The 24,566-nt window shown below is 56.8% G+C and carries 24 protein-coding genes; 13 read left to right on the top strand and 11 right to left on the bottom strand.

All coding sequences use genetic code 11. The annotated features are described in order from the left end of the window. Positions 1 to 60 precede the first annotated feature (60 nt). The 4 genes from GQF02_RS10640 to GQF02_RS10625 all read right to left on the bottom strand — a co-directional run bounded on the left by GQF02_RS10640 (position 61) and on the right by GQF02_RS10625 (position 3,669). Positions 61 to 1,212, bottom strand: a complete 1,152-nt coding sequence (locus GQF02_RS10640) for a methyltransferase (protein WP_160796992.1) — start codon at positions 1,210 to 1,212, stop codon at positions 61 to 63. Between the two features lie 124 nt (positions 1,213 to 1,336). Then, on the bottom strand, positions 1,337 to 1,891 hold the full coding sequence (locus tag GQF02_RS10635; RefSeq protein ID WP_160796990.1) for a thymidine kinase: 555 nt from the start codon (positions 1,889 to 1,891) through the stop codon (positions 1,337 to 1,339). 143 nt (positions 1,892 to 2,034) lie between these two features. Continuing rightward, complete coding sequence (locus GQF02_RS10630) at positions 2,035 to 2,223, bottom strand: CrcB family protein (protein ID WP_160796988.1); 189 nt, start codon at positions 2,221 to 2,223, stop codon at positions 2,035 to 2,037. A gap of 114 nt (positions 2,224 to 2,337) precedes the next feature. Further along, the gene (locus GQF02_RS10625) at positions 2,338 to 3,669 is read right to left on the bottom strand and encodes a ClC family H(+)/Cl(-) exchange transporter (protein ID WP_160796986.1); all 1,332 of its coding nucleotides are present in this window, start codon (positions 3,667 to 3,669) and stop codon (positions 2,338 to 2,340) included. A 295-nt stretch (positions 3,670 to 3,964) separates the two neighbouring features. Here GQF02_RS10625 and hdeA point away from each other — a divergent pair, with 295 nt between their 5' ends. Further along, complete coding sequence (gene hdeA / locus GQF02_RS10620) at positions 3,965 to 4,276, top strand: acid-activated periplasmic chaperone HdeA (RefSeq protein ID WP_124733975.1); 312 nt, start codon at positions 3,965 to 3,967, stop codon at positions 4,274 to 4,276. A gap of 164 nt (positions 4,277 to 4,440) precedes the next feature. Beyond that, positions 4,441 to 4,635, top strand: coding sequence for a hypothetical protein (locus GQF02_RS10615; protein WP_160796984.1), 195 nt, complete (start codon positions 4,441 to 4,443; stop codon positions 4,633 to 4,635). Positions 4,636 to 4,684: 49 nt separating this feature from the next. Here GQF02_RS10615 and GQF02_RS10610 read toward each other — a convergent pair whose 3' ends face one another. The 4 genes from GQF02_RS10610 to GQF02_RS10595 all read right to left on the bottom strand — a co-directional run bounded on the left by GQF02_RS10610 (position 4,685) and on the right by GQF02_RS10595 (position 6,922). Beyond that, positions 4,685 to 5,023: a 2Fe-2S iron-sulfur cluster-binding protein gene (locus GQF02_RS10610; protein WP_160796982.1), complete on the bottom strand. Its 339-nt coding sequence runs from the start codon at positions 5,021 to 5,023 to the stop codon at positions 4,685 to 4,687. A gap of 19 nt (positions 5,024 to 5,042) precedes the next feature. After that, positions 5,043 to 5,957 (bottom strand): pseudouridine synthase, encoded by a 915-nt coding sequence (locus GQF02_RS10605; protein ID WP_160796980.1) that lies wholly within the window; start codon positions 5,955 to 5,957, stop codon positions 5,043 to 5,045. Between the two features lie 9 nt (positions 5,958 to 5,966). Continuing rightward, positions 5,967 to 6,476 carry a metal-dependent hydrolase gene (locus tag GQF02_RS10600; protein WP_124733978.1) on the bottom strand — a complete coding sequence of 170 codons (510 nt, stop codon included), beginning with the start codon at positions 6,474 to 6,476 and terminating at the stop codon, positions 5,967 to 5,969. Positions 6,477 to 6,718: 242 nt separating this feature from the next. Beyond that, a complete protein-coding gene (locus tag GQF02_RS10595; protein ID WP_124733979.1) occupies positions 6,719 to 6,922 on the bottom strand; it encodes a cold-shock protein in 204 nt (67 codons plus the stop codon). A 319-nt stretch (positions 6,923 to 7,241) separates the two neighbouring features. Between GQF02_RS10595 and GQF02_RS10590 the strand changes: the two genes are divergently transcribed. Further along, a complete protein-coding gene (locus GQF02_RS10590) occupies positions 7,242 to 7,880 on the top strand; it encodes a Clp protease ClpP (protein WP_160796978.1) in 639 nt (212 codons plus the stop codon). Between the two features lie 3 nt (positions 7,881 to 7,883). On the opposite strand, the gene recJ is transcribed toward GQF02_RS10590, so the two are convergent. Together recJ and GQF02_RS10580 are read right to left on the bottom strand one after the other, a co-directional pair. Continuing rightward, positions 7,884 to 9,566, bottom strand: a complete 1,683-nt coding sequence (gene recJ / locus GQF02_RS10585) for a single-stranded-DNA-specific exonuclease RecJ (protein ID WP_160796976.1) — start codon at positions 9,564 to 9,566, stop codon at positions 7,884 to 7,886. A 19-nt stretch (positions 9,567 to 9,585) separates the two neighbouring features. Beyond that, positions 9,586 to 10,605 carry a hypothetical protein gene (locus GQF02_RS10580; RefSeq protein ID WP_160796974.1) on the bottom strand — a complete coding sequence of 340 codons (1,020 nt, stop codon included), beginning with the start codon at positions 10,603 to 10,605 and terminating at the stop codon, positions 9,586 to 9,588. Positions 10,606 to 10,836: 231 nt separating this feature from the next. Here GQF02_RS10580 and GQF02_RS10575 point away from each other — a divergent pair, with 231 nt between their 5' ends. The 6 genes from GQF02_RS10575 to GQF02_RS10550 all read left to right on the top strand — a co-directional run bounded on the left by GQF02_RS10575 (position 10,837) and on the right by GQF02_RS10550 (position 19,795). After that, entirely contained in the window at positions 10,837 to 12,174 is a 1,338-nt protein-coding gene (locus tag GQF02_RS10575; RefSeq protein ID WP_160796972.1) for a M23 family metallopeptidase, read from the top strand. A 26-nt stretch (positions 12,175 to 12,200) separates the two neighbouring features. Continuing rightward, positions 12,201 to 13,298 carry an anhydro-N-acetylmuramic acid kinase gene (locus tag GQF02_RS10570; RefSeq protein ID WP_160796970.1) on the top strand — a complete coding sequence of 366 codons (1,098 nt, stop codon included), beginning with the start codon at positions 12,201 to 12,203 and terminating at the stop codon, positions 13,296 to 13,298. Between the two features lie 53 nt (positions 13,299 to 13,351). Then, on the top strand, positions 13,352 to 15,736 hold the full coding sequence (locus GQF02_RS10565; protein WP_160796968.1) for a DNA translocase FtsK: 2,385 nt from the start codon (positions 13,352 to 13,354) through the stop codon (positions 15,734 to 15,736). Positions 15,737 to 15,781: 45 nt separating this feature from the next. After that, positions 15,782 to 16,909, top strand: coding sequence for a ferrochelatase (hemH, locus tag GQF02_RS10560; RefSeq protein WP_407924829.1), 1,128 nt, complete (start codon positions 15,782 to 15,784; stop codon positions 16,907 to 16,909). Positions 16,910 to 17,052: 143 nt separating this feature from the next. Next, complete coding sequence (locus tag GQF02_RS10555) at positions 17,053 to 18,273, top strand: branched-chain amino acid ABC transporter substrate-binding protein (RefSeq protein WP_160796966.1); 1,221 nt, start codon at positions 17,053 to 17,055, stop codon at positions 18,271 to 18,273. Between the two features lie 325 nt (positions 18,274 to 18,598). Continuing rightward, on the top strand, positions 18,599 to 19,795 hold the full coding sequence (locus GQF02_RS10550) for a branched-chain amino acid ABC transporter substrate-binding protein (RefSeq protein WP_160796964.1): 1,197 nt from the start codon (positions 18,599 to 18,601) through the stop codon (positions 19,793 to 19,795). A 54-nt stretch (positions 19,796 to 19,849) separates the two neighbouring features. Here the strand turns inward: GQF02_RS10550 and GQF02_RS10545 are convergent, their stop codons facing one another. Further along, entirely contained in the window at positions 19,850 to 20,695 is an 846-nt protein-coding gene (locus GQF02_RS10545) for an alpha/beta fold hydrolase (protein WP_220789431.1), read from the bottom strand. Between GQF02_RS10545 and siaA the strand changes: the two genes are divergently transcribed. Genes siaA through siaD form a run of 4 tightly spaced genes read left to right on the top strand, consistent with a single transcriptional unit; the run spans position 20,646 to position 24,564 of the window. After that, positions 20,646 to 22,829 carry a biofilm regulation protein phosphatase SiaA gene (gene siaA, locus GQF02_RS10540; RefSeq protein ID WP_328698612.1) on the top strand — a complete coding sequence of 728 codons (2,184 nt, stop codon included), beginning with the start codon at positions 20,646 to 20,648 and terminating at the stop codon, positions 22,827 to 22,829. The genes GQF02_RS10545 and siaA overlap by 50 nt on opposite strands. Then, positions 22,826 to 23,368, top strand: a complete 543-nt coding sequence (gene siaB, locus GQF02_RS10535) for a biofilm regulation protein kinase SiaB (protein ID WP_124733989.1) — start codon at positions 22,826 to 22,828, stop codon at positions 23,366 to 23,368. The genes siaA and siaB overlap by 4 nt, the downstream gene beginning before the upstream one ends. Before the next feature lie 18 nt (positions 23,369 to 23,386). Then, positions 23,387 to 23,767: a biofilm regulation phosphoprotein SiaC gene (gene siaC, locus GQF02_RS10530; RefSeq protein WP_160796960.1), complete on the top strand. Its 381-nt coding sequence runs from the start codon at positions 23,387 to 23,389 to the stop codon at positions 23,765 to 23,767. 5 nt (positions 23,768 to 23,772) lie between these two features. Further along, positions 23,773 to 24,564, top strand: coding sequence for a biofilm regulation diguanylate cyclase SiaD (gene siaD, locus GQF02_RS10525; RefSeq protein WP_160796958.1), 792 nt, complete (start codon positions 23,773 to 23,775; stop codon positions 24,562 to 24,564). Positions 24,565 to 24,566 lie beyond the last annotated feature (2 nt).

Below are 24,566 nucleotides of genomic sequence, written 5' to 3'. Positions count from 1 at the left end.
ACATGACCACATGCTAATAGAGCATGAATGGATCGCTTGTGACTTGCGTCAAACTCCCGTCTATCCGGCGCAGCCCAAGCGCCATAAGCTGGTGACCTCGGCCATACGCGCCTCATGCAGCGCATCCACGACTTCCAGTGATTTTTTGTGAGTCGGCCTGACATCCAACCGGCCCAGTACCACTAAACCGGCTTCGGCTATCCAGCCCAGCAATGCTTCGCGGCTACGCAGACCCAAATGTTCGGCCAGGTCCGACATGATCAGCCAGCCCTCGCCCTTGGGGGTCAGATGTGCCGCCAGTGCTTCCAGAAAACCGCGCAACATGCGGCTGTCCGGGTCATACACCGCGTATTCAACCGGCGAGGTGGGCTTGGCCGGCAGCCATGGCGGGTTGCAGACGATCAGGGAAGCTTGTCCTTCGGGAAACAGGTCGGCCTGCTGCAGCGTGACTTGCGCATCCAGACCCAGGCGTTGCAGGTTTTCAGCGGCACAGGCAAGCGCCCGGGCGTCCTGGTCGGTGGCGACAACTTGCGCCACACCGCGCTTGGCCAATACGGCAGCCAATACGCCGCTGCCGGTGCCGATATCGAAAGCCCGCGTCGTATCCGGTAATGGCGCCCTGGCTACCAGATCAACATACTCGCCGCGTATCGGGGCAAATACGCCGTAATGCGGATGGATCCGTGCGCCCAGCGCCTTGACCTCCACCCCCTTCTTGCGCCATTCATGCGCGCCAATCAGCCCCAACAGTTCGCGTAGCGAAACCAGCGACGCACCATCGGCTTCGCCATACGCTTCGGTACAGGCCGCGACCACATCCGGCGCCCGGCGCAAGGGAATGCCGTAAGCCGCATCCAGCGGCAATAGCAGCATGGACAATACCCGCGCCCGGCGCCCCTGGGCCTGGCGATGCAAATGAAACGCCTCGCTTGCTGTAGCGCCGCGCTTGGCCGGCTTGCGGTCCACCCGGCGTACCAGTGCTTGCAAGAGTTGGCGCGCATTCTGGTAGTCACCGCGCCACAAGAGCGTGGTGCCTTCACAGGAGAGCTTGTAGGCCGCATCGGCATTCAAGGTGTCATCGACGACCATGACGCGCTTGGGTGGCGGCAGGCCGGCTTCCGAGCGCCAGCGCGCCGAGCGCTCTTCACCTGCCTCGTTCCAGTAGACAGTCGGATAGTCGGCAACAGTGCCAGAGGTGATGGAGTCGGTCATGAGTCTCGTTAAGGCAATAAATTCAAAAGGAAAGCTTTGTGCGCCGCCGGGAAAAGGACCAGTGACCGGCGCCAATTTGCGTGGATTCTAAGCGCAGGCTAAGGCCTGCGCCAGCCGTCAGGCCTTAGCCTGCATAAAAACAGCGCGCGCACACCGAGCGGTAACGATCAGCATCGCCTATTTCCACTTGCGGGCCTTGATTCAGGCGCCTGCCGCTGGCGTCGACCCGCAGATGCATGGTGGCCTTGCGTCCGCACAGACAGATGGTCTTGATTTCTTCGATGTCTTCGGCCAGCGCCAATAGCCAGGCAGCGCCGGGAAACGGTTCGCCGCGAAAATCCGAACGCAGACCGAAGGCAATCACCGGAATGTCGCATAAATGGGCCAGACGATGCAGCTGGCACACCTGATCCGGCGCTAAAAACTGGGCTTCGTCTATCAGTACGCAATCGACAGCCCCAACCAGCTGCGCATCAAAATGGGTGGTGGCGTCAAACACTGCCGCGCTACGCGACACGCCCAGACGGGACGAGATTTGCCCGACACCGAAACGGCCGTCAATGGCTGCGGTAAACAGGCTCACCCGCCGCCCCTGATGTTCGTAATTGTGCGCGATTTGCAATAGCTGTGTGCTTTTGCCGCTATTCATAGCGGCATGGCGGAAAAACAGTTTGGCCATGGGAAGCGGGAAAAAGGCGCGAAGTTTAGCAGAAAGACAGCGGGCAGGATGCCTGTTAACGCGGGAGGCACGTAGCGGCTCACTTTTTGCAGGTAAAAAGTACTTTCGATTGCCCCCTTCCCGTCTGCCGTTTGCAGCTTCAATCAACTGCTTTTTTGACCAGCCCCCCCTGCTTGTAACAAACAAAAACCGGCGAGCAAACTTGCTGCGACATAGCCCAGCACCATCGCAAGCTCGCCGGGTGTTTTCATGGCTTCGGCTGTGCCGTAGACAAAGCTGGAGAAGGTCGACATGCCGCCCATAATGCCGGTGCCTATCAGTGCCGTGATCACGGATCTTCCCCTTGGCTTTTACTGAAAAGCGCGGCTAGATCAGTCAACGCTGGCCGCTAGCATCCCGTCGTACGGATATTGCATCAGCCGGCTGACTCAGTCGCGCAACTGGGCTCAGTCGCTACTAGCGGGTTTTGCGCCTTGCAACATACGCAGGCGCAAAGCCTCGTAGATGGGCAGGTCGCCCAGCCAGAACGGTACAATGGCGGCAGGCAGGCAGGCCAATAGCAAAGGCAAGGTCAATGAGCTGGCGCCGGTCATTTCGATAATCAACACGATGCCGGTGAGTGGTGCACGCACCGAGGCGGAAAACAGCGCCGCCATGCCGACGACGGCGCAGGACGGCACATTCAGTCCCAGTGTCGGCAATATGGCATTGCCGGCCAGACCGAACAAGGCACCGGCTACCGCCCCCAGCGCCAGCATGGGGGCAAATAAACCGCCGGGCAGGCCGATGCCGTAACTGAACGGGCCGAACAAAAAGCGGCTGATCAGCAAAAGCAGCAAGGCGCTGCCACCGAGCGTGCCATCCAGAACCACCTGGTTAAGTGCCTCTCCATTGCCGGCGACAAAAGGCAGATACCACACCACCAGTGCCAGCACCAAGGCCGACAGCAATACCCGCAACCAGGGGGCAAGCCGTGCCATCTGCGTGAGCGTCAGCAGAATGAGCCGGTTGTAGACAAAGCCCAGCAGACCGATGGCGATGCCGAACAGCAGATAGAGCGGCAAGGACAGCAGGCGCGGCTCGACCGGCTGCGCCATCTTGAATACCGGCTCCATCCCGACCAAGAATTGCGCCACCGGTACGCCCACCGCGCAGGTAATCATGCCGGCGATGACCAGGCGTGCGTTGGCGCTACGGGTCAACTCTTCCAGAGTAAACAGCAAGCCGCCCAAGGGCGCACTAAATGCAACCGCCAGACCTGCACCGGCACTGGCCGCGATCAGGCTGCGCTGATCGCTGGATGGCAGTTTCAGATAGCGCCCGATATAGGCTCCGATGGCTGAACCCATCTGTACCACCGGCCCTTCCCGTCCCAGTGCATGACCAGACGCCAGCGCCAGCATGCCGCCAAAAAACTTGACCGGCAAAAAGGCTTTGTTGCTGTCCGGTTCGACCTCGCCTTGCCACACCGCCTCCACGCGCTGGATGCCGCTACCGGCAGCCTCCGGTGCAAAGCGCAATACCAGATACAAGGGCAAGGCAGTGAGTAATAACGACAAGAATGCTACACCGGCAAACCCTGTCCAGCCGGGCAAGGCATGCAAGGCGGCGTAAGCCGCGTTCATCCATTGCGAAACATGCATGACGCCCAGCCTGAAGCTGCCGCCGACAAGGCCGATCAGAATGCCTGACGCGATGGCCAATAGTGCCAGCGGCACAATGCCGCCCAGCGTATCGTCGCCGCTGACAGAAGGGGTTTCATGAGCAGAAGGCATCATGTGCGCACCCCGCAGCGCGACATTTTAAGCAGGCAGGAACTTGTGCCTGACCTATTCTGGCTCGCGCCAAACTGCGCGATGGGAGGAGAAAAAGGTGCCAGGGGTACTACCAAAGTGAATGAGAGCATCCTTATGGTTTAGCTAATGCCAAGACTTATTGCCAATAACGGCAATTTTCAGATTGTTGGCCATACTGTTTTTGTCTTGCCAAATCACAGGCACTGCCTTTGCAGGCACAAGCCACCCGTTGTAGCAAGTCGCAATAAGCGGCTTTAACCCGAATCAGGAGTCGGCAATGAAAAAAATCATCTTTCTGGGCGCATTGACCCTTTGCAGCAGCATGGCCATGGCTGCGGATGCCACCAAAAAACCGGTCAGCAAGTGGACCTGCGAAGATTTCCTTGCGCTGGATGAAAGCTTTCAGCCCAAGGCCATCTACTTTGCTGAGGGCCTCAATAAGAAGGACAAACCGGTAGATGCGGTGATGGATGTTGCAGGTGTCGAAAAAATTGTGCCTTTGGTGATTCAGGAGTGCCAGCAGGCACCCAAGGCGACGTTCTGGAGCAAGATCAAGTCCAGCTGGGCCAAGGTCAAGGCTAGTCTGTAAGTGTTTAAAGAGCCGGCGGTGTCCGGCTCTTTAAACTTTAGGGGGCGACGAAATGCGCAGCCTTGCCATTCAGATTCGCGCCATGCTGTGCTCGCCTTTTATGTTTTCTATTTTGTGTCGGCCCATCCGATGAGCGTGCCGGCTACGTCTACCGCGAAATTCGCTTGTCCATTTTTCTGCTGGGGCTGAATACCACCATAGGTTCGGGCATCTTTCTGTTGCCAGGTGCAGCCTGCGTCGCATTAGGGCCTTCCAGCCTGTTGTTGATTATCGCCGGCACCCTGCTGATGTTCTCGCTGGCGCTGTGTTATGCCGAAGCTGCCAGCAAGTTTGACCGTAATGGTTCTTCCTATCTTTAGAGGGCTTGATTCAGACGTGACGGGGTGCTTGTCTGAGAGCGAACAAACCTCAGGCTTCGGGCAAATGTATATCCAGGTCTTCGCTGCCAACCGACACATGGCAAGCCAGTCGCCAGGTGTCTGGCCTATCCGGCCAGACAGGCTCGGTGCTTGCCGCAAAGCCAAAGCGTTTAAGCACATTGCGCTCGCGTGCGCTGGGCGTGAAAAGCGCCGGCTGCTTTGCATGCACCAGTAAAATGCGGCAGGTGCCGCAAGTGCCCTGACCGCAGCGCCAGTGCAGCGGCAAGCCGTGGGCACGAGCCACGTCCAGTAGCAAGGTTCCCTGCTCTGCCTCCACACAGGCGAATGCCTCGTCTTGCGGGGTGCGGAAAAAGCGTAAGCGAACCATATATTTCCCCTTTGACCGCTTAGTCGGCATCCGGCCAGTCAAGCCTGCGTGCACTGGTGAAGCGTTGAGTCTTGCCGCTATAGGGGTCCGTAAAACTAATGGCGCGAGCCAAAAGCTGCAAGGGTGCAGAAAAATCGTCTGCTGCCTTGTCGCCCAGCAAGCGGGGATACCACGGGTCGTTGAGTATGGGAATGCCCAGCGCTGCTAAGTGCGCGCGCAACTGGTGCTTGCGCCCGGTGTGTGGCAGCAAGCGGTAGCGTCCCCAATGACCACGCTGCGCCAGAAGTTCAATACGGGTTTCACTATTGGGTGTGCCCGCTATCTCGCGCATGACAAACCTACCGGGCTCTTCACGCAACAGGCTTTGATGGATGCGCGGCAAAACGAGGCTTTGATCAAAGCGGGCAATGGCTTCGTATTCCTTCTGTACCTGGCGGCTCTGGAATAGCATCTGGTAGCCAGCGCGGCAGGCCGGATCGACGCAAAACAGCATGACGCCGGCGGTTTCCCTGTCCAGGCGGTGGATGGGTGTGAGCGCAGGCAGATCCAGCTGGCTACGCAGGCGGGTCAGCAGGGTTTGCTGGACATGGCGTCCACCCGGGATGCAGGCCAAGAAGTGCGGTTTGTCCGCCACGACCAGGCGTGTATCGCGGTAGAGAATGTCTGCCTCGAATGGCACGATCACTTCCTGTTCGGTTTCGCGGTAATACCAGATGCGGCGATTGGCCGGATAAGGGCTGGCAAGGGAATGCGGCCGGCCCAGATGGTCAAATACCTCGCCCTTCTCCAGGCGTGAACGCCATGTCTTGGCGGGAATATGTGCAAAGCGCTCAAGCAGAAAGCTGAATAAATCGGGCCAGTCGCCTGCGGGCAGTTGCAGAAAACTGGGGGTGACGCCATGGCGTGCAGGAATGGGGGCTGTGCGCTGGCTCATCATTAACTCTCAGAACGAACCGGTCGATTTTGCCATAAGAAAGCCCGCGCCAAACCACAGCCCGGTCATCATGACTTTCTCGATGAATTTGCCATTGAAAAAAGTGACCGGCGCTCGGAAGCGGTGTTTGATTGGCCAGAGCAAGGGTACGCCGTAGGGCGTCAACCAGTCACCGATAATATGCGAGGCATAGCCCACGCATAAGCCTAAAGCCAAAGGCATCCATAAGTCATGGTAAGGGCCATCGGCATTCAGGCACATTACACTGAGATAGAAAACACCGGCCAGCGCCAGCAGGCTATGGGTGATGCCCCGGTGTCCGAAGACCATGGAAATGGGGGTGGAAATCAGGCGTAAACGCCGCCCCAACCAGCTTTGCGGGTGATCAATATCCGGCAATAAAGAGCCTAACATGCCGCCCACCAGCAATAGCATGGTGGCAGTCAGTGGTGACTTCAATAACAAGGCCGCACCTACGCCACTACAGGCGCCGGCGGCAATATGTGTTCCGACCTTCATAAGAATGCGTACCCTGCCGGAAATGTTAAACGGACAGGGCTCTGGCTTTGCTTGATGCTCACGCGACGTCTTTCAGCTATTCATATGCGGGTCTGTTGCCCACGTCCGCAGTTAAGCACCGATTGTAAAAACAAATGGATATTTTGTGTGGGTTTGTAATAAATAATTCGACCAAAAACACAAAGAACAGACGTAAAAAAGCCCCGCAAGGCGGGGCTTTTTAGGCAACAAGCAGGGCTGAATTACAGCGGCTGGATGTTGGTTGCCTGTGGGCCTTTTTGGCCCATGCCGGACTCGTAGCTTACTTTCTGGCCTTCTTGCAGAGACTTGAAGCCGCTGGCACGAATTTCGGAGAAGTGGGCGAACAGATCGTTGCCGCCTGCATCAGGAGTGATGAAGCCAAAGCCTTTAGCGTCGTTGAACCACTTAACGGTACCGGTTTCCATAATGAATTCCTTTAAGATTTTTTAAAAAAGCGGGCGATTGCCCCTATGCATGACGATCAAGGAATAGAGCATGGAACATTACGATGTCGCTATGGTTCTGCTGCTTGAAAATCCTGCAGCGGCGTTTATACGGCACACACTCTGCCTGGTCAAGCTTTTTTATCGAGCGGATTGTGCAGCCGCTCACATAGCATGCTAAAAACAGCTCACTTGCCAGCATGTCGTTTAAAGACGGCTCTGGCGTAGCTGCAAGCTGGCGTAAAGATGAACCCGTCGCTACGCTTTATGGACTTGGCGTCCGACTTTTCCGGAGTGTGTTATGCCAAAAAAACACAGCCCCCCCCTTCCTGAAAACACGGAAGACGAACCGGATACATCCGCGGTGGTCGCCTACCAGCGCTTCGAAAGCCAGATTACGCTGCGGCAAATATCCTACTACCTGTCAGGCGAAATCGTAGAGCCTTGCCATTACAGCGAAATGTTTTACGCATTGAGAACCGCCACCGAGAACGATGTGATCTTCTTGCATCTGAACACGCCGGGTGGAGACTTTGATACTGGTTTGCAGATCATCAACAATCTGCTGGCGACGCGTGCGCGTGTGGTCACTATCCTGGAGGCGCGTGCCTATTCGATGGGCGCACTCCTGTTTCTGGTCGGCGACGAATTGATCGTGCACGACAACTGCCAGCTGATGTTTCACAACTACACCTCAGCCTTGATCGGCAAAGGCAACGAGCAGCAAGCGCAGGTGTTTGCCATCGGCAAATGGTTCGAGAAGGTCATGCAGAATATCTGCAAGCCTTTTTTGACAGTGAGCGAGTTGTCGCGCATTTTGCGCGGTGAGGATATCTGGATGGAGTCGGATGAAATCAGGCGCCGCCTGAACCGGATGAACCAGAATGACAAGCAGACCAGCCCCAAGGGCAAGGCACGTAAAGCCTTGCCCAGTGATTGACCCTCAGGCGATATGCTGCAAGTAAATCTGCAGTTCTTTCCGCCCTTGCCACTCATTCGCCACAATCTGGTACACGGCCTCGATCTCATCGGCCAGCCAGTCGGCGTGATTGAAATACATGGCGTCGAATTCGGTGCCCTCTTTCCATAGCCTGAGTTTCAGGTGCTTTCCACCCAGTACACGCTGGCTCAGCACCCGAAACCGGTCGCAAAACGCCGGCGCGGGAAAGCCCTGCCCCCACACCAGCGCACCCAATTGCTCGGCAAAATCCAGATCCAGACAGTCCAGCGGCAAGCTGCCATCGGTTTCAATCTGGCGTGTCAGCTGGGAGGCTTCCAGCAATTCATGCGCCACGGTTTCGAAGGCCTGAGCAAACTCATCCAGCCTCGCCTCGTCCAGGGTCAGCCCTGCCGCCATGGCGTGACCGCCAAACTTGAGGATCAAGCCCGGGTGGCGTTTGAATACCAGATCCAGCGCATCGCGCAAGTGAAAGCCGGCAATGGAGCGCCCTGAACCCTTGATCTGGCCCGCGTCACCGGGGGCAAATACAATGGTAGGCCGGTGAAAACGTTCTTTCAGTCGCGAAGCTACAATGCCGACTACACCCTGATGCCAGTCATCACGATATAAGGCCAAGGTGTAGCGATCTGCCGGGTCGATGGCAGACAGGCCGGCCAGTGCCTCTTCCTGCATGCCCGCTTCTATCGTGCGCCGTTCTCGGTTCAAATGATCCAGCTCGCCAGCCAGGCGCGCAGCCTGCTCGTCGTCAGGAGACAAGAGGCAGGCAATGCCGACACTCATATCATCCAGACGGCCGGCGGCATTCAGCCGTGGCCCCAGCGTAAAGCCCAGATCGAAAGTTGTCGCCTTGTGTGATGCCCGCCCCGCCACGCGAAACAGGGCAGAAATGCCGGGCGCCATGCGCCCGGCCCGCATACGCTTGAGGCCATTTTCGACCAGAATGCGATTGTTCTGATCCAGTCTGACCACGTCGGACACCGTGCCCAAGGCAACATAGTCGAGCAGTTCGGCCAAATTAGGTTCATTGCCCGCGGTAAAATCGCCACGCTCGCGCATGCGCGCACGCAACGCCATCAGTACATAAAACATCACCCCGACGCCGGCCAGATTTTTGGATGGAAATTCGCAACCCGGTTGATTGGGGTTAACGATCAACGCATCCGGCAGCGCATCGCCGGGCAGGTGGTGATCGGTCACTAGGACTTCGATGCCGCGCTTTTTTGCTTCATTGACCCCATCCACGCTGGCGATGCCGTTGTCGACCGTGATGATAATGTCCGGCGCAAGCTGAGCGGCCAGCGCGACAATCTCGGGCGAGAGCCCGTAGCCATACTCAAAGCGGTTGGGAACGATAAAATCGACCACCGCGCCCAGTGCGGCCAAGCCCTTGACGGCGACGGCACAGGCGGTTGCGCCGTCTGCATCGTAATCGGCCACAATCAGCAGCTTTTCTTTACGCAAAATGGCATTAGCCAGACGTTCGGCCATCGCTTCAACATTCTTGAGCAGTCGATAAGGCAACAAGGCTTTCAGGCTGTAATCCAGCTCCGTGCGCTGGCTGATGCCACGGGCGGCATACAGGCGTGACAATACGGGGTGTATGCCGGAGGCGCTTAGCGTGTTGCTCGCCTCCGGCGATGGCGTACGGGTCAGAATGATCGACATGCTTGCCTTGGTTTGCTCTTTAGTTATCGTTCAGAAGTTTTTCTAACGCACATGGCCGGCGCCAGAATTTCCAGGTGTCGGCCCGGCTCAGATGCGCTTCGAAACCACTGGGGCCATCTGTTATCAGTCTGAGTTCAGACAGCTGCCCCGAGCGCAGTGCGGCCCATAGCGGCGCAAACCAGTCGGCTTCAAGTTGCTGCATGGCTTCGCGCCACCCCCATGCGTCGCGATAGCGGGCGGGCGCTAGCAGGCGCTCCAGATGGACTTCAACCCTATCCTTGGTGCACACATCCAGCAGGGCCGACCAGCTGTAAGGCACCGCATCGCAAGGCATGGCTGCATGGCTGGCCATGGCCTGCATCAACACGTCATCGCTAAACAACTGGTCAAGATTATTAAACACCGGCTCCTGATCATCGCCCTCGCCCCATAGCCACAGGCTGTTAAGCGCAGGCTCCCCCCGTGCCTCGCGTGCGTCATTCACCGGGTGGGCATGCAGCAACATCTGCAACTCATTCAATAAACGGCACCAGATCAGCCCTTTTTCGCCGCTAGGCAGCAGGCGATTGATATCTTCACCGACAGCATCCGGCAAAGGGGTAAATGAGGCAGCGGCAGGCACCGGCATCTGCAGGAACCAGCGCGCCGGATGGGGCGCGTAGAGGTGCATTCCGTCTTCCTGCAGTAGCGCATTCAAACTGATTAATAAGGCATCGGCTTCGTTTTGCGTCAAATTCATGATGCCAGAATCAGCCAGATGGGCACGGTCGCGATTCGCCCTGAGATGCGCCGGGTCGGCTAGCAGCCAGTGCCCCGATGCCGAGTCGAGTCCATAAGTACCAGCCAGCCAGCGCGCCGGGGCGAGCGATGACAGGCCGGCGCGCGTGGCCTGAATGCTGGAGAGGGCCTTATTTGCTGCCGTGCGTCTGGATGCGCCAAGCAATGAAGATAGCGCAGGCAGACTCAGGCCACTCAGGACTTCGAGCGCATCATGACGGTCTGGCCAAAATAGCGAAGGGATCAGCAGGGTCAGTTTCATGAGGTCATCGGCTATTCAGGCGAAGATGGATAAGTTAACAAAAGCAGGGAATTCGAACGTAAATAAAACCTGCTTCGGACAGGAAAAATCGCCATCCCATTGTTTTAACTAGGGATTAGGCTTTCGAATAAATTATTTTTTTGATAGCATGACCCGCTTTGATACGTGCAGGCAGCCTCAAGACAGGCTGCCAGCCAGAGATGACAGCGCTTGGCGCACGGAACGCAAGACATGGATTATCACAAACTGCGCGCTTTACCGCAAAAATTGACCCGTTTTTTCATCAGCCACAAATTGGCATGGATGGGGGCAGCAGCAGCGTTACCGCTATTTGGCATCGTTACCACCGTTGCCGTTGCGGCAGGCCCAGGCAATAACACCGAACAGAGTATTACCGTTGAACAGGTTAGCGAGCGCTTAAGCTTGCCTGAGTTCAAGCGCACCAGCATAGACAAGACGCCCTACTGGCGTGAAGCCCAGATGCAACGCGGTGACACCTTGAGCCATGTACTGAGCCGTTTGGGTATTCAGGATGGTGAAGCGCGTAAATTCCTCTACTCCAGCCCCCTGTCCAAGGATTTGCTCAAGCTGAAAGCCGGCGCCACCTTGTCGGTGCAGACTAACGACAATGGCGATCTTTATACCCTGCGCTTTTTGAATGACGATGAAAACGGCGAGCAGGTGCTGGTGCTATTGGAGCAGATCAATGGTGTGTGGCAGGCCAGCGCTGACCCGCTGCCAACCGAGACGATACAGACCATACGCTCAGCCTCGGTCAGAACCAGCGCTACCGGCGCTCTGGCTCAGGCTGGCGTGCCAGTCGAGGTTCGGGCACAACTGGCCGACATTTTTGCCGACCAGTTCGACCTTGATGCCTTGCGCCGCGACGACAAGATTAATCTGGTGTATCAGACTTTGTTGTTTAACGGCATGCCTATCTCTACCGGCAATATCGAGGCAGTCGAGATCATCAAGGGCGGCGTCAGCCATCAGGCCTTCTACTTTGCTTTCGATAATGAATCCGGTGCCTATTTTGATGCGCAGGGCTTGCCCCTGAAAAAAGGCTTTTCAGTACAGGCAGTCAAGAATGCCCGCATCAGCTCGGGCTATGGTTTCCGCTTTCACCCCATACTCAAGCGCATGCGCATGCATAAGGGTATCGATTACGCAGCCGGCAGCGGCACGCCTATCTATGCGCCTTCCGATGCAAGTGTGCTGAGCGTCGAGCGTCAAAGTGGTTACGGCAATGTAGTCAAACTGGCTCACAGCCAGAAAATTACCACGCTATATGCCCATATGAGCCGCTTTGCCCAAGGCTTGCGTGCTGGCCAGCAGATCAAGGCGGGCGATGTGATCGGCTATGTGGGCAGCACCGGCCGTTCAACCGGCCCGCACCTGCATATGGAAGTGATGATCGCCGGGCAAACCGTCAACCCGTCCACCACCACCTTGCCTGCCCGCGGCCTGAGTGCGGCCCAGCGTCAGACATTTAAGCGTGACAGCAGCCAACTGGCTGCGAACCTCAAGCTGCTGCGCAGCTTGCCTGTCAATGTCGCCCAGCTTGATTAAGCCCTAGGTCAAGGACAAGCCTGTATATGAATGAACGCTTTATCGGTCTGATGTCGGGTACCAGCCTGGATGGTGTAGATGCGGTACTGGTAGCCTTCGATGCTGAGGGCGGGCTTGCGGTACAGGCGGATTTTTTCCTGCCTTATCCGCTTGAAGTGAGGGCGCAAGTCCTGTCTTTGCAGCCTGCAGGCGCAAACGAACTGGATCGCGCTGCGCGGCTGGGCTGCGTGCTGGCCGGCTACTATGCGGAGGCTGTGAATGGCTTGCTAAAGGCCCAGCAACTGACGCCGGATGCTATTTGTGCCATTGGTTGCCATGGCCAGACCATACGCCATGCCCCGCAGGCCGGTTATACCCTGCAGATCGGCAATCTGGCCCTTCTGGCCGAGCTTACCGGGATTGATGTGGCCGGTGATTTTCGCAGCCGCGACATTGCGGCTGGTGGCCAGGGGGCACCTCTGGTTCCCGCCTTTCACCAGCAGCTGTTTGCCGATGCCGATAAGGCACGCGCCATTGTCAATATTGGCGGCATCAGCAATTTGACGCGTTTGACGCCGGGCGAAGCGGTCGTCGGTTTTGATTGCGGCCCCGGCAATATGCTGATGGATGCCTGGATACACCGCCATCAAGGCCTTGCTTACGATCAGGATGGCGCCTGGGCGGCACAGGGCAAGGTTAGCCCTGCCTTGCTGGCGGCGATGCTGGCAGAGCCCTATTTCGCAGCGCCCATTCCGAAAAGCACCGGACGTGATCTGTTTGATCTTGACTGGCTGGATGTGCTACTGGCCAAGCACCCCACGCCTGCGGTTGATGTGCAAGCGACCTTGCTGGAGCTGACCGCGGTTACGATTGCAGAGGCCTGTTTAAAGCATGCACCTGCCAGCCGCGAACTTTATCTGTGCGGTGGCGGTGCGTTCAACCGGGTTTTACGTCAGCGACTGGTTGTTTTGTTGCCCGCTGTGTCAGTTAGCGACACCGCTACTCTGGGTTTGCCTGTGCATCAGGTGGAGGCTGCAGCCTTTGCCTGGCTGGCCAGGCAGCTGGTATGCCGGCAAAACAGCAGCCTGCCTGAGGTGACCGGCGCAACCGGTGCACGGGTGTTGGGTGCACTCTATCCTCGCTGAGATGCGACTTGCCGTTATAATTGCTTCCATAAACGAAACATGATTATTGGAAGATGCGTCTCCTCAAGCGTAAAGCAGCTGTTAAAAACCAGAACACCCCCTTACCTCCCCATCTGACCGGCTTGCTACGCGAAGCGTGGTGGCTGCTGATGGCCGCCGCCGCCGTGTATCTGGTGATTGCGCTGGCGAGCTACTCGCCGGCGGATCCTTCCTGGTCGCACAGTACCGAATCAAGCACACTGCAAAACTATGGCGGTGCCTTCGGTGCCTGGTTATCCGATATTCTGCTCTACCTCTGGGGCTATAGCGCGTGGTGGCTGGTACCGTTTTGTTTATGCGGCATCGTCTGGGGTTATCGTAAACTCTCCGCCAGCAAGGCAGTGGCGACACCGGTTGCGGGCGCAGCGATCGGCGGCTTTAGCCTGCTGATGCTGGGTAGTGCCGGCCTTGAGGCCATGCTACTGGAAGGCAAGGAGCTTGCATTGCCGCTGGCCGGTGGCGGCTTGTTCGGCAAGCTGATAGGCGGTGGGCTCAGTCATGCACTGGGCCTGACCGGAGGTGGTTTGCTGCTGGTGGTGTTGTTTGCTGCCGGCGTTTCCCTCTCGACCGGTTTGTCCTGGCTGGAGCTTTCCGAAAAGGTGGGCGCCGGTTTGGAAAAAGGGGCTTTACGGCTATGGCAATGGCTATTGGCGCAACAAGCAAGTTTGCGTCGCCGTCAAGCCTCCCGCAAAGCCGAGCCCCAATTGGCCTCCCAGTTGGCGGGCGTGGATCACAGTGCGCCTCAACCGCCGGTCAGTGCAGCTTCACCCTCGCCTGCGCCACGCGCCCGCGCCGTCCCCACATTGGTCGCCGAGCCACCGGTGCTGGATATGGCGCTGAGCGAAACGTCGCCCCCCGTCCCTCCTCCCCCTCAAGCCCGGCCACTACAGCCTTCACTGTTTTCCGCGGGTGCACACGGGGAGCTGCCCGGACTTGCCTTGCTGGAAGCGCCCAAGAGTCTGCAGGAACCGGTTTCGGCCGAAACGGTGGAGTTCAACTCGCGCCTGATCGAGCGCAAACTCGCCGACTTTGGTGTCGAAGTCAAAGTCATTGCCGCCTACCCGGGGCCGGTCATTACCCGTTACGAGATCGAACCGGCCGTTGGTGTAAAAGGCGCGCAAATCGTCAATCTGATGAAGGATCTGGCCCGCGCCTTGTCGCTGGTGTCGATACGCGTGGTCGAAACCATTCCGGGCAAGACCTATATGGGGCTGGAGCTACCCAACCCTAAGCGCCAGATTGTGCGTCTGTCCGAGATTATCGGAGCCGATGTCTACCAGAACTCCCCCTCCAAGCTGATCATGGCCATGGGCAAGGATATTTCCGGCCAGCCAGTGGTGGCGGACCTAGCCAAAATGCCGCATATGCTGGTAGCCGGCACGACCGGTTCGGGCAAGTCGGTGGCGATCAACGCGATGATTTTGTCACTACTCTATAAGGCGACGCCACAGGAAGTCCGCCTGATCATGGTCGACCCCAAAATGCTGGAATTGTCCATCTACGAAGACATCCCGCATCTGCTGGCACCCGTGGTCACCGATATGAAACATGCGGCCAATGCCTTGAACTGGTGCGTGGGCGAGATGGAGAAACGTTACCGCCTGATGTCCAAGCTGGGTGTGCGTAACCTTGCCGGTTACAACCAGAAGATAAAGGATGCGGAAAAATCCGGCACCAAGTTAAGCAACCCCTTTTCGCTGACGCCGGAAACCCCCGAACCGCTGGAACATCTGCCGCATATCGTGGTGGTGATAGACGAACTGGCAGACCTGATGATGGTGGCCGGCAAAAAAATCGAAGAGTTGATTGCCCGTCTGGCACAAAAAGCGCGGGCCGCCGGCATCCACCTGATTCTGGCCACCCAGCGCCCGTCGGTGGATGTGATTACCGGCCTGATCAAGGCCAACATCCCGACCCGGGTGGCTTTTCAGGTTTCCAGCAAGATAGATAGCCGCACCATTCTCGACCAGATGGGGGCGGAAAGCCTGCTCGGCATGGGCGATATGCTGTTTTTGCCGCCAGGCACCGGCTACCCCAATCGCGTGCATGGTGCTTTTGTCGCCGATGATGAGGTGCACCATGTCGTCGAATTCCTCAAGACCACGGGTGAACCTGATTACGTTGAAGGGATGTTGACCGGCGAAAGCGAGGCAGGGACTGACGTAGGCGAGTTCGGCAGCACCGGCAGCGGCGACAGTGAACAGGATGCCTTGTACGACGACGCTGTCGCCATTGTGCTCAAGACCCGTAAAGCCTCCATTTCTTCGGTACAGCGCCATTTGCGCATAGGTTACAACCGCGCGGCGCGCCTGATCGAGCAGATGGAAGCCGCGGGCCTGGTATCCGCCATGGAAACCAACGGCAACCGTTCGGTACTGGTGCCGGCGCGCGAAGACTAAAGGCCGGCGGGGCGTGGCGCTATCCGGCAAAAGGGCTGGCGCGGCATGCCCTCTTTTTTCACTCCTGATACTGCCATCGCCATGATTACCCACTCCCTGCCAGAACCTGCATTTCGTCACGACCAGAGCGCCAAAACCGGTGTGCTGCTGATCAATCTGGGTACACCTGATGCGCCAACCACCAAGGCCGTTCGCCCCTACCTCAAGCAGTTTTTGTCCGATCCGCGCGTGGTCGAGATTCCGCGCCTGCTGTGGTGGCCCATTCTTAACGGCATTATCCTCAATACCCGGCCAAAAAAGTCAGCCGAAAAATACGCCTCCATCTGGACTCAGGAAGGCTCTCCGTTACTGGTGCATACGCAAAAGCAATGCAAGCTGGTCAAGGGTTTGCTGGGAGAGCGCGGGCAGCAGAATCTGGTAGTCGACTACGCCATGCGCTATGGCAAGCCTTCAGTCGAAAGCGTGATCTGCCAGATGCGCGAGCGCGGTGTCGATCGTTTGCTGGTGGTGCCGCTGTATCCGCAGTATGCGGCCTCATCCAGCGGCACGGCGCTGGATGCCGTATTCACGACCCTGCTCAAGCAAAGGAATATGCTGGAAGTGCGCACGGTGCGTCATTTTCACGACCACCCCGGCTATATCGCCGCACTGGCGCAACGCGTAACTTCGTTCTGGCGCCAGAATGGCCGGCCGGACAAGTTGGTCATGAGTTTTCATGGTGTGCCCAAAGCTACGCTAACCAAGGGTGATCCTTATCACTGTGAATGCCTGAAAACCGGCCGCCTGCTGGCCGAAGCGCTCGAACTTGGCGCAGACGACTATATCGTCACCTTCCAGAGCCGTTTCGGCCGTGCCGAATGGTTGCAGCCCTATACCGCCCCTACCCTTAAGGCACTGGGCAAGGCTGCGACCCGCCGCGTCGATGTGGTATGCCCGGGGTTTGTCGGCGACTGTCTCGAAACGCTGGAAGAAATCGCCATGGAAGGCAAGGAAGACTTCCTGATGGCCGGCGGTGGCGAGTACCGCTATATCGAATGCCTGAACGAAAGTCCGGCCTGGATAGATGCGCTGGCAGACATTATTTGCCACAACTTGCTTGGATGGGAAAGAATCGACGACTTAACAGGCAAAATGCGCATTAATATGGCAAAAAAATTAGGAGCTACGCAATAATATATTTATGTGCTATCCCCTTGAAAAGCAAGGATAAACGGCATTGACAGCACCATAGGTCGTTATCATAATCATTTGGTATCTGCAGGCGCATTCATGTGTGGCGGCAGTGATCAAAAGTCTAACTCAGGGGAAACATCAATATGAACCATGTAGCTCGCCTTAGCCTGATTGCAGCAGCCGTAATGTCCTTGGCTGCATGTGGCAAACAAGAAGAAAAAGCGCCGGCCGATGCATCGGCTCCAGCGGTTGCCAGTGGTGAAGTTGTCGTCAAGATCGGCCAGGTTTCGCCGATGACCGGTCCGATTGCCCACTTGGGCAAGGATAATGAAGCCGGCGCCATTCTGGCGATCGAAGACCTGAATGCACAGGGCACCGAAATTGGCGGTCAGAAGGTTAAATTCGAACTGGTCTCCGAAGATGACCAGGCCGACCCGAAAATCGGCACCCAGGTTGCCCAGCGTCTGGTTGATGCCGGTGTGGTTGGTGTTGTCGGTCACCTGAACTCGGGTACGACGATTCCTGCGTCCAAGATCTATTCCGACGCCGGTATTCCGCAGATTTCCCCGTCTGCGACCAACCCCGACTACACCAAACAGGGTTTCAAAACCACCTTCCGCGTCATTGCCAATGACGTACAGCAAGGCAAGGCCTTGGGCGAGTTTGCCGTGGATGGTCTGAAGGCGAAGAAAGTCGCGATTATCGACGACCGTACCGCTTACGGTCAGGGTCTGGCTGACCAGTTCGAAGGCGCGGTCAAGGCCAAAGGTGGCCAGGTGGTCAAGCGCGAATTCACCACCAACACCGCTACTGACTTCAACGCCATTCTGACTTCGATCAAGGGCGCGCAGCCTGATGTGATTTTCTATGGCGGCATGGATGCACAAGCCGGCCCGCTGGCCAAGCAGATGCAGCGTCTGGGCATCAAAGCCAAGCTGATGGGTGGCGATGGCTGGCAGACCCCAGAGTTTGTCAAACTGGCCGGCGAATCGGCTGAAGGCCAGTATGCTGCAAGCCCTGGTCAGCCTAAGGAGAAGTTGCCAGGCTTTGCTTCTTTCAACGAAAAGTTCAAGAAGCGCTTCAATGGTCAGGAAATCCAGATTTACGCACCGTATGAATACGATGCTGTAATGGTGCTGGTGGATGCGATGAAACGCGCCGGTTCGACAGATCCTAAAGTCTACCTGCCGGAAGTGGGCAAAACCCAGCACAAGGGTGTGACCGGCGATGTATCGTTCGACCCGCAAGGCGATGTTAACAACGGTTCGGTCACCGTGTATCAGGTCAAGAACGGCAAGTGGGATGTACTGACGACGGTAGGCGGTGCTCCTGCTGCTGCGCCAACTGCCAGCGCTGCCCAGTAAACAAGGCTAAATACCCCAACAGAAGCGACCCGCACGGGTCGCTTTTTTATTGCCGCTTGCATTTGAGAGAGCGAAAATCCTCCTGCACCAAGCGACAATATGATTTTTAATTGCAAAAACAATAAAACACCCACAATAAAATGCCAATAAGGTCTTGACGGGGGGCTTGGCTGCGATAATATGACATTGTCTGTACATCGGTTGTATCCAGTCGATCGTACACAGGCAGCACACCCACCCGTATGTTGCCGACCTGAATGACCAAAAGGCATTTTTGGTGCATGACCCTGGAAAAGTATTTTTAAATCATAATAAAGGGCATCCCATGCAGTTCTTCCGTCTTAGCCTGATCGCAGCCTCCATCATGACCCTCACCGCTTGCAACAAGGGCGGTGAAACCCAAAGTGCGGACGCCTCGGCACCTGCTGCTGAAAGCGAACTGATCGTCAAGATTGGTTCGGCCAACCCGCTGACCGGCCCGTTTGCACACTGGGGGCGCGATAGCGACAACGGTGTGATTCTGGCCGTTGAAGAAGCCAATGCCGAAGGCGTGACTTTAGGCGGAAAAAAAGTCCGCTTCGAAGTTATGTCAGAAGATGACCAGGCCGACCCGAAAACCGCGACCCAAGTTGCCCAGCGTTTTCTTGATGCAGGCGTGAACGGCATTGTCGGACACCTGACTTCTGGTGCGACCATCCCGGCATCGCGCATTTATTCGGATGCCGGCCTGCCCATGGTGGCGGCTTCGGTGACCAGCCCCAAGTTCACCCAGCAAGGTTATAGCAACACCTTCCGCATTATCGCCAACGATACCCAGCAAGGTGATGCGCTGGCCAAATTTGCTGTTGCTGACCTTAAAGCCAAGAATATTGCCATCATCGACGACCGCACGACTTATGGCCAAGGTCTGGCCGACGACTTTGCCAAGGCCGTGCAAGCTGCAGGTGGCAAGGTGGTTAAGCGCGAATACACCACCAATAACGCCAGCGATTTCATGGCGATTCTGACCGCCATCAAAGGCGCCAACCCGGATCTGGTATTCTATGGCGGCATGGATGCGCAAGCCGGCCCCATGGTCAAACAGATGCAGAAAATCGGCATCAAGGCCGCATTTATGGGGGCTGACGGCGTGAATACCGCCGAGTTTATCAAGCTGGCCGGTACTGCCGCCGAGGGCGTTTATTCTTCCAGTGCCGGTGCGTCCAAAGATGTGATGCCAGGCTATGCCAGCTTTAATGAACGCTTTAACACCCGTTTCAAAGGCGAGGTTCAGGCCTATGCGCCATACACCTACGATGCAACCCGTGTGCTGATCAGCGCGATGAAGCGTGCGGACTCGGCCGAGCCTGCCAAGTATTTGCCCGAACTGCCTAAAACCCAGCTTGACGGTATCACCGGCACGATCGCCTTTGATGCCAAGGGTGACATCAAGCAAGGCTTGGTGACCCTGTACCAGTTGAAAGATGGCAAGTGGCAGACGGTGGCCGCACCGGCCAAGTCCGCGGCCTCTGCTGCCCAGTAAGGACGACGCCCTGGCGCGCAAGCCGGCCCTGCCTGTTTCAAGGCAGGGCTTTTTTCATTTTGCCATCAGTTGCCGGCTTTCCATGGCAGCAACAATCTCCAGAATATGGCGTCCTGTTTCCAGCGGATGCTCCAGTGGAAACAAGTGTGAACCGGCCTGGTGCTCGACGCTCAGGCCGAAGTGGCGTTGCATCCAGCGCAAGTCGCCGCGCTTTAATACGCCGGACTGGGTGCCGGCCACAAACACGCCTGGCACTTTAAGCTGGCCGCGATAGCGAGGGTGATCATGTGGCAAGGTGGTATAAATAGCGTGCTCTATGGTGGGCCGAAACTTCAGCCTTACCCCGCCCTTGTCATTACTTTCACTGCCGTGGCGCGCATAATCGGCCAGACATTCCGGATCCCAGCGGGCAAACAAGGCCTTGCGCGCGAAGTAGTCGTGCATCATGTCGGTCTCAGCCCAGTTATCGCGCCGCTGCAAGGTGTTTTTTCCCGGCGTCAGCTTATGGATAAAGCCCAGCTTCTTGGCTAGCCAAATGCCGCGCGAGCGCAAAGGCCCCATCAGCGGCGAATCCAGAATCACAATGCCCTTGAATAAATCCGGCCGGGCAATGGCGGCATAAAACAGCAAAAAGCCGCCCAATGAATGACCCACACCATAGACTGCCGCCGGATAATGCTCCTCTATATAGGTCACGGTTTCACGTACCAGATGCGGCCAGCAGTCACTGACCGGAAACAGCGGGTTATGGCCTATCGTATCCAGGTAGCCGACGGTATGGTGTTGCTCGAGTACGGCCAGCATTTTGCGGTAAATACTGGCCGGGAAACTGTTGGCATGAGCAAAGTGTATGGCGGGCAGAATCGTGTCCTTGGTTTTTATGATGCTATTGGCGTGCATATTAATCTATGCACGGATGATGCATGGCAATATAATTAAATTTATAATGCATATCCAGCCACCCAGACTCGGAAAATTCATGCTTCAAGCCTCAGCCAATACGTCTCCGGCGATCCGGTCAAGATTTCATGGCGTACGTGGCAAGATGCTTACCGTTGCCATTTTGCTTGCGCTGGGCATTATGGCGCTGATGCTAGGTGCTGGCGCGATGTTGATGGAGCGGGTGCGCGTACATTTTGCCACGTCCTATATCAGCAGCCACGTTGAGTTGAAGCGACTAAACCTGTTCATTCCCGTCCAGCGCGAGCTTGTTCTGGCTCAAAAAATGGCCGATTCGCCGGCCACCCGTGCATTTATGCGCGATGATGCCAACCCCTCGCTCCAGAAGCCTTTTTTTGCCGATGCGGAATCCTTTCGCAAGCTATTTACCGACCACTCTTATTTTGTCAGCAGCGCACAGTCCAGGCACTTCTTTTTTAATGATGACATCAAGCCTTTTAGCGCGCAGCCACGCTATAAGCTGTCAGCGACGACGCCTGCCGACTCATGGTTTTTTTCCAGCCTCAAACGGTCCGATGCGCTCAATCTGAATGTGAATCATGATGAGCATATGAAGGTGACCAAGGTCTGGATCAATGTCATGGTCACCGAGGGCGGACGCCATCTGGGTATAGTCGGCACCGGACTCGATCTGACCCGGTTCTTGCATGACTATGTCCGCAATAGCTTGTCTGGCGTCAGCAGCCTGATAATCGACCGTCAGGGAGCGATTCTGGCTCACGCCAACCCCGCACGCATTGCCTACAATCTGGCAGGCAAAAAGGCACAGGACAGGCAGACCCTCGCGTATTACCTCACGGGGGAGGGCGATGTGATGGCGCTGAACGAGGCATTGCGACGCTTGCAGGCTGGCAGCTCCAGGCTGGAATCCCTGCCGGTCACACTGGATGGCAAGCCGCAAATTCTGGCGCTGGCCATGCTGCCCGAGCTGGGATGGTTCACCGTATCCGCTATTGACCCGATGGCCGGCCACCTGATCGATAGCAAGCTGCTATGGGGTATGGCTATTGCCATCCTGATGCTGGTTTTACTGACATTGCTGCTGTTGATGCTGGGTGTGGATCATCTGGTACTCAAGCCGATTGCCCGGTTGACGGGCAATGTCAGGCAATTGGCTGCCGGCAATTATGATATCAAATCCGCCATGGCGCGCAATGACGAGATTGGCGAGCTGGCGCATGTTTTTGACGAGATGGCCCAGCAAGTCCGCACCCATACGCTGGAGCTGGAGGACAAAGTCAGCGAGCGCACCTTGTTGCTCAGTCGTGCCAATAGCGAAATGGCCGAGGCACATAAAAAAATTAACGACAATATCCGTTACGCCAGTCTGATTCAGCATGGCATCTTGCCGGATCGCGTGCTGCAGCAGACTCTGGCGCAGCAGCATGCCCTGCTGTGGTTGCCGCGCGATGTCGTCAGCGGTGATTTATATGTATTTGTGCCGACCCGAAGCGGTTATCTGTTTGGCCTGATCGATTGTGCCGGTCATGGCGTCTCCGCCGCCTTAATGACCATGCTGGCGCATGCCGCTTTTCAGAATGCGCTGGTCGACGGTTCGGCTGACAATCCGGCCGGTCTGCTGATGCGCATGGATGCCTTAGCCCGTACGCGCTTCAGTAGCGATGCGGTTGCCACCCGCATCAGCAGCACTATGGATGCTGCTTTTTGCCATATAGACCGGCAGGCCGGTAGTTTGACCTTTGCCGGTGCCCATATGGATCTTTATTGCGTCGATGCCTCCGGCGTACATGTCGTACGCGGTGCTCGCCGGGCGCTGGGGGAAAAGCGCGTGGTGGAGGCGATCAACCATACCCTGCCGCTTAGCACGGCGCTCTCTCTTTATCTGAGCAGTGACGGCCTGCTTGACCAGAGTGGCGGTGAAGCGGGCTATGGTTTTGGCCGTCGCCGCTTCGAGGCCGTGCTGAACCAGTTGCAAGCACTGCCCTGGACTGAGCGAAGTGCCTATTTGCAAACGGTATTAACTGACTATCAACAGGCGCTGCCGCAAATGGATGATATTGCCGTTTTTGGCATTGATGCGAGCCTGTCCCTGCCCTGTGAGGTAAAGAAATGAAGCCACAAGACCTGCTTGCGCTACGCGAGACATTCGATAGCAATGCTATCTTGCTCAGTTTTAACGGCCTGTTTTCTGCCACTTTGATCGAAGAAATCGGCCATGCGCTGCGCCGCCACCTTGAGGCGCTGGAAGCGTCCTCCTCAGCCACTGCCGACGTATTCAGCATTTACATTGAGCTGACACAGAATATACGCCATTATTCGCGGCAAAAAAATTTGCCCGATGCCATGGCCAGCGGCACGGTGGTCATTTCGCACCGCAGCGATGGCCACTATGAAGTCTGTGCCGGCAATGTACTCCATCTTGCCGATGGCAAAGCACTGTGCCGCCATGTCGAACAACTGGCCGGGATGGATAAGGCAGAACTTAAAGCCGCTTACAAACTGCAACTGCGCATGCCACGTGAACCCGGAGCAACAACCGGCGCAGGGCTAGGCCTGATCGATATGGCGCGCAAATCCAGCCAGCCGCCGGCAGCGGCCTTGCAAGTACTGGATGAGCAATACGGTTTTTTCAGCCTGCAGATCGTTATTTGAAACAGGACGGTGATTCATATGCTCGACCTTAATATCCCTGCAACGACATCGACGCCGTGCATCCGCACAGACACCGCCCGCGGCGTGCTGCATATGTCGGGGGACTCTTACCCGGAAAATGCATTCGAATTTTTTCAGCCGGTTCTTGACTGGGTTCAAGCCTATCTCGGCGATAGCAGCCTGCCTTTGCAACTGGATATCGGCTTGCTCTACCTCAACACCAGCAGCATTCGCATCATGATGGATATTTTCGATAGCGCCGAAGAGGCATTTGTTGCTGGACGCGACATCCGCCTGGTCTGGCATTACCAGCCGGAGAACGAGCGGGTGGCCGAACTGGCAGAGGAGTTTAGCGAAGATTGCAGCTTTCCTTTTGAAATCATGGCGTACACAGGATAAACATCATGGCCAAGCCTGCCGATCTGGACGATACCATCCGCGCTTTGCTTGCGGATCCGCAATGGCAGGGACATCCGCTCCATCAGGCGCTGGATGGCTTGTATAGCCTTTATTGCGATCATACCGAGCAGCTGGAGCGGATGACACGCATTTCCGACCGCTACCAGAAAGCCGAGCACGACCGGGGCATGAGCTACGCCGGACGCCATGAACAGCAAATGAAACGATTGGCGCGCTTGCTGCGCATTTCAGACCGCTACCAGCAATCGCTGCAGCAACTGAATGAAGAGTTACGCCAGCAATCAGAACAAGACGAGCTGACAGGGCTTTATAACCGACGCTATATGCAGGCCCGGCTGCGCGACGAGCTGGCCCGTCAGCAGCGCGGTGGCCGGCCATTTTGCGTGGTACTGGGGGATGTCGACCATTTTAAGCGTATCAATGATGCCGCAGGCCATGAAGCGGGTGATCTGGTACTGCAGCAGGTTGCCGATTTATTGCTGTCGCGTCTGCGTCAAACCGACTACTGCGCCCGCTGGGGCGGCGAGGAGTTTCTGTTGCTACTGCCGATGACCGAGGCGGTGGAGGCAGATATGCTGGTACGCGATGTCATGCAAAAAATGGCGGGGATGCACATTACCGGCATGCCGGACGGCACAGTTTTATCTATGAGCTTCGGTATTGCCCAGTCCGGCTTGCCAGCCGCTGTAAGCGTTGAAGCATTGATTGCCCAAGCTGACGCTGCCATGTATGCCGCTAAGCATGCAGGGCGCAACCAGTTATCCCATGCCGATTAATG

Origin of the sequence: Craterilacuibacter sinensis, from assembly GCF_009831765.1 — a bacterium.
In the GTDB taxonomy this organism is placed as follows: domain Bacteria; phylum Pseudomonadota; class Gammaproteobacteria; order Burkholderiales; family Chromobacteriaceae; genus Craterilacuibacter; species Craterilacuibacter sinensis.
The sequence above is the reverse complement of the archived record's forward strand: the minus strand, read 5'-3'. Positions and strand labels throughout refer to the sequence as shown.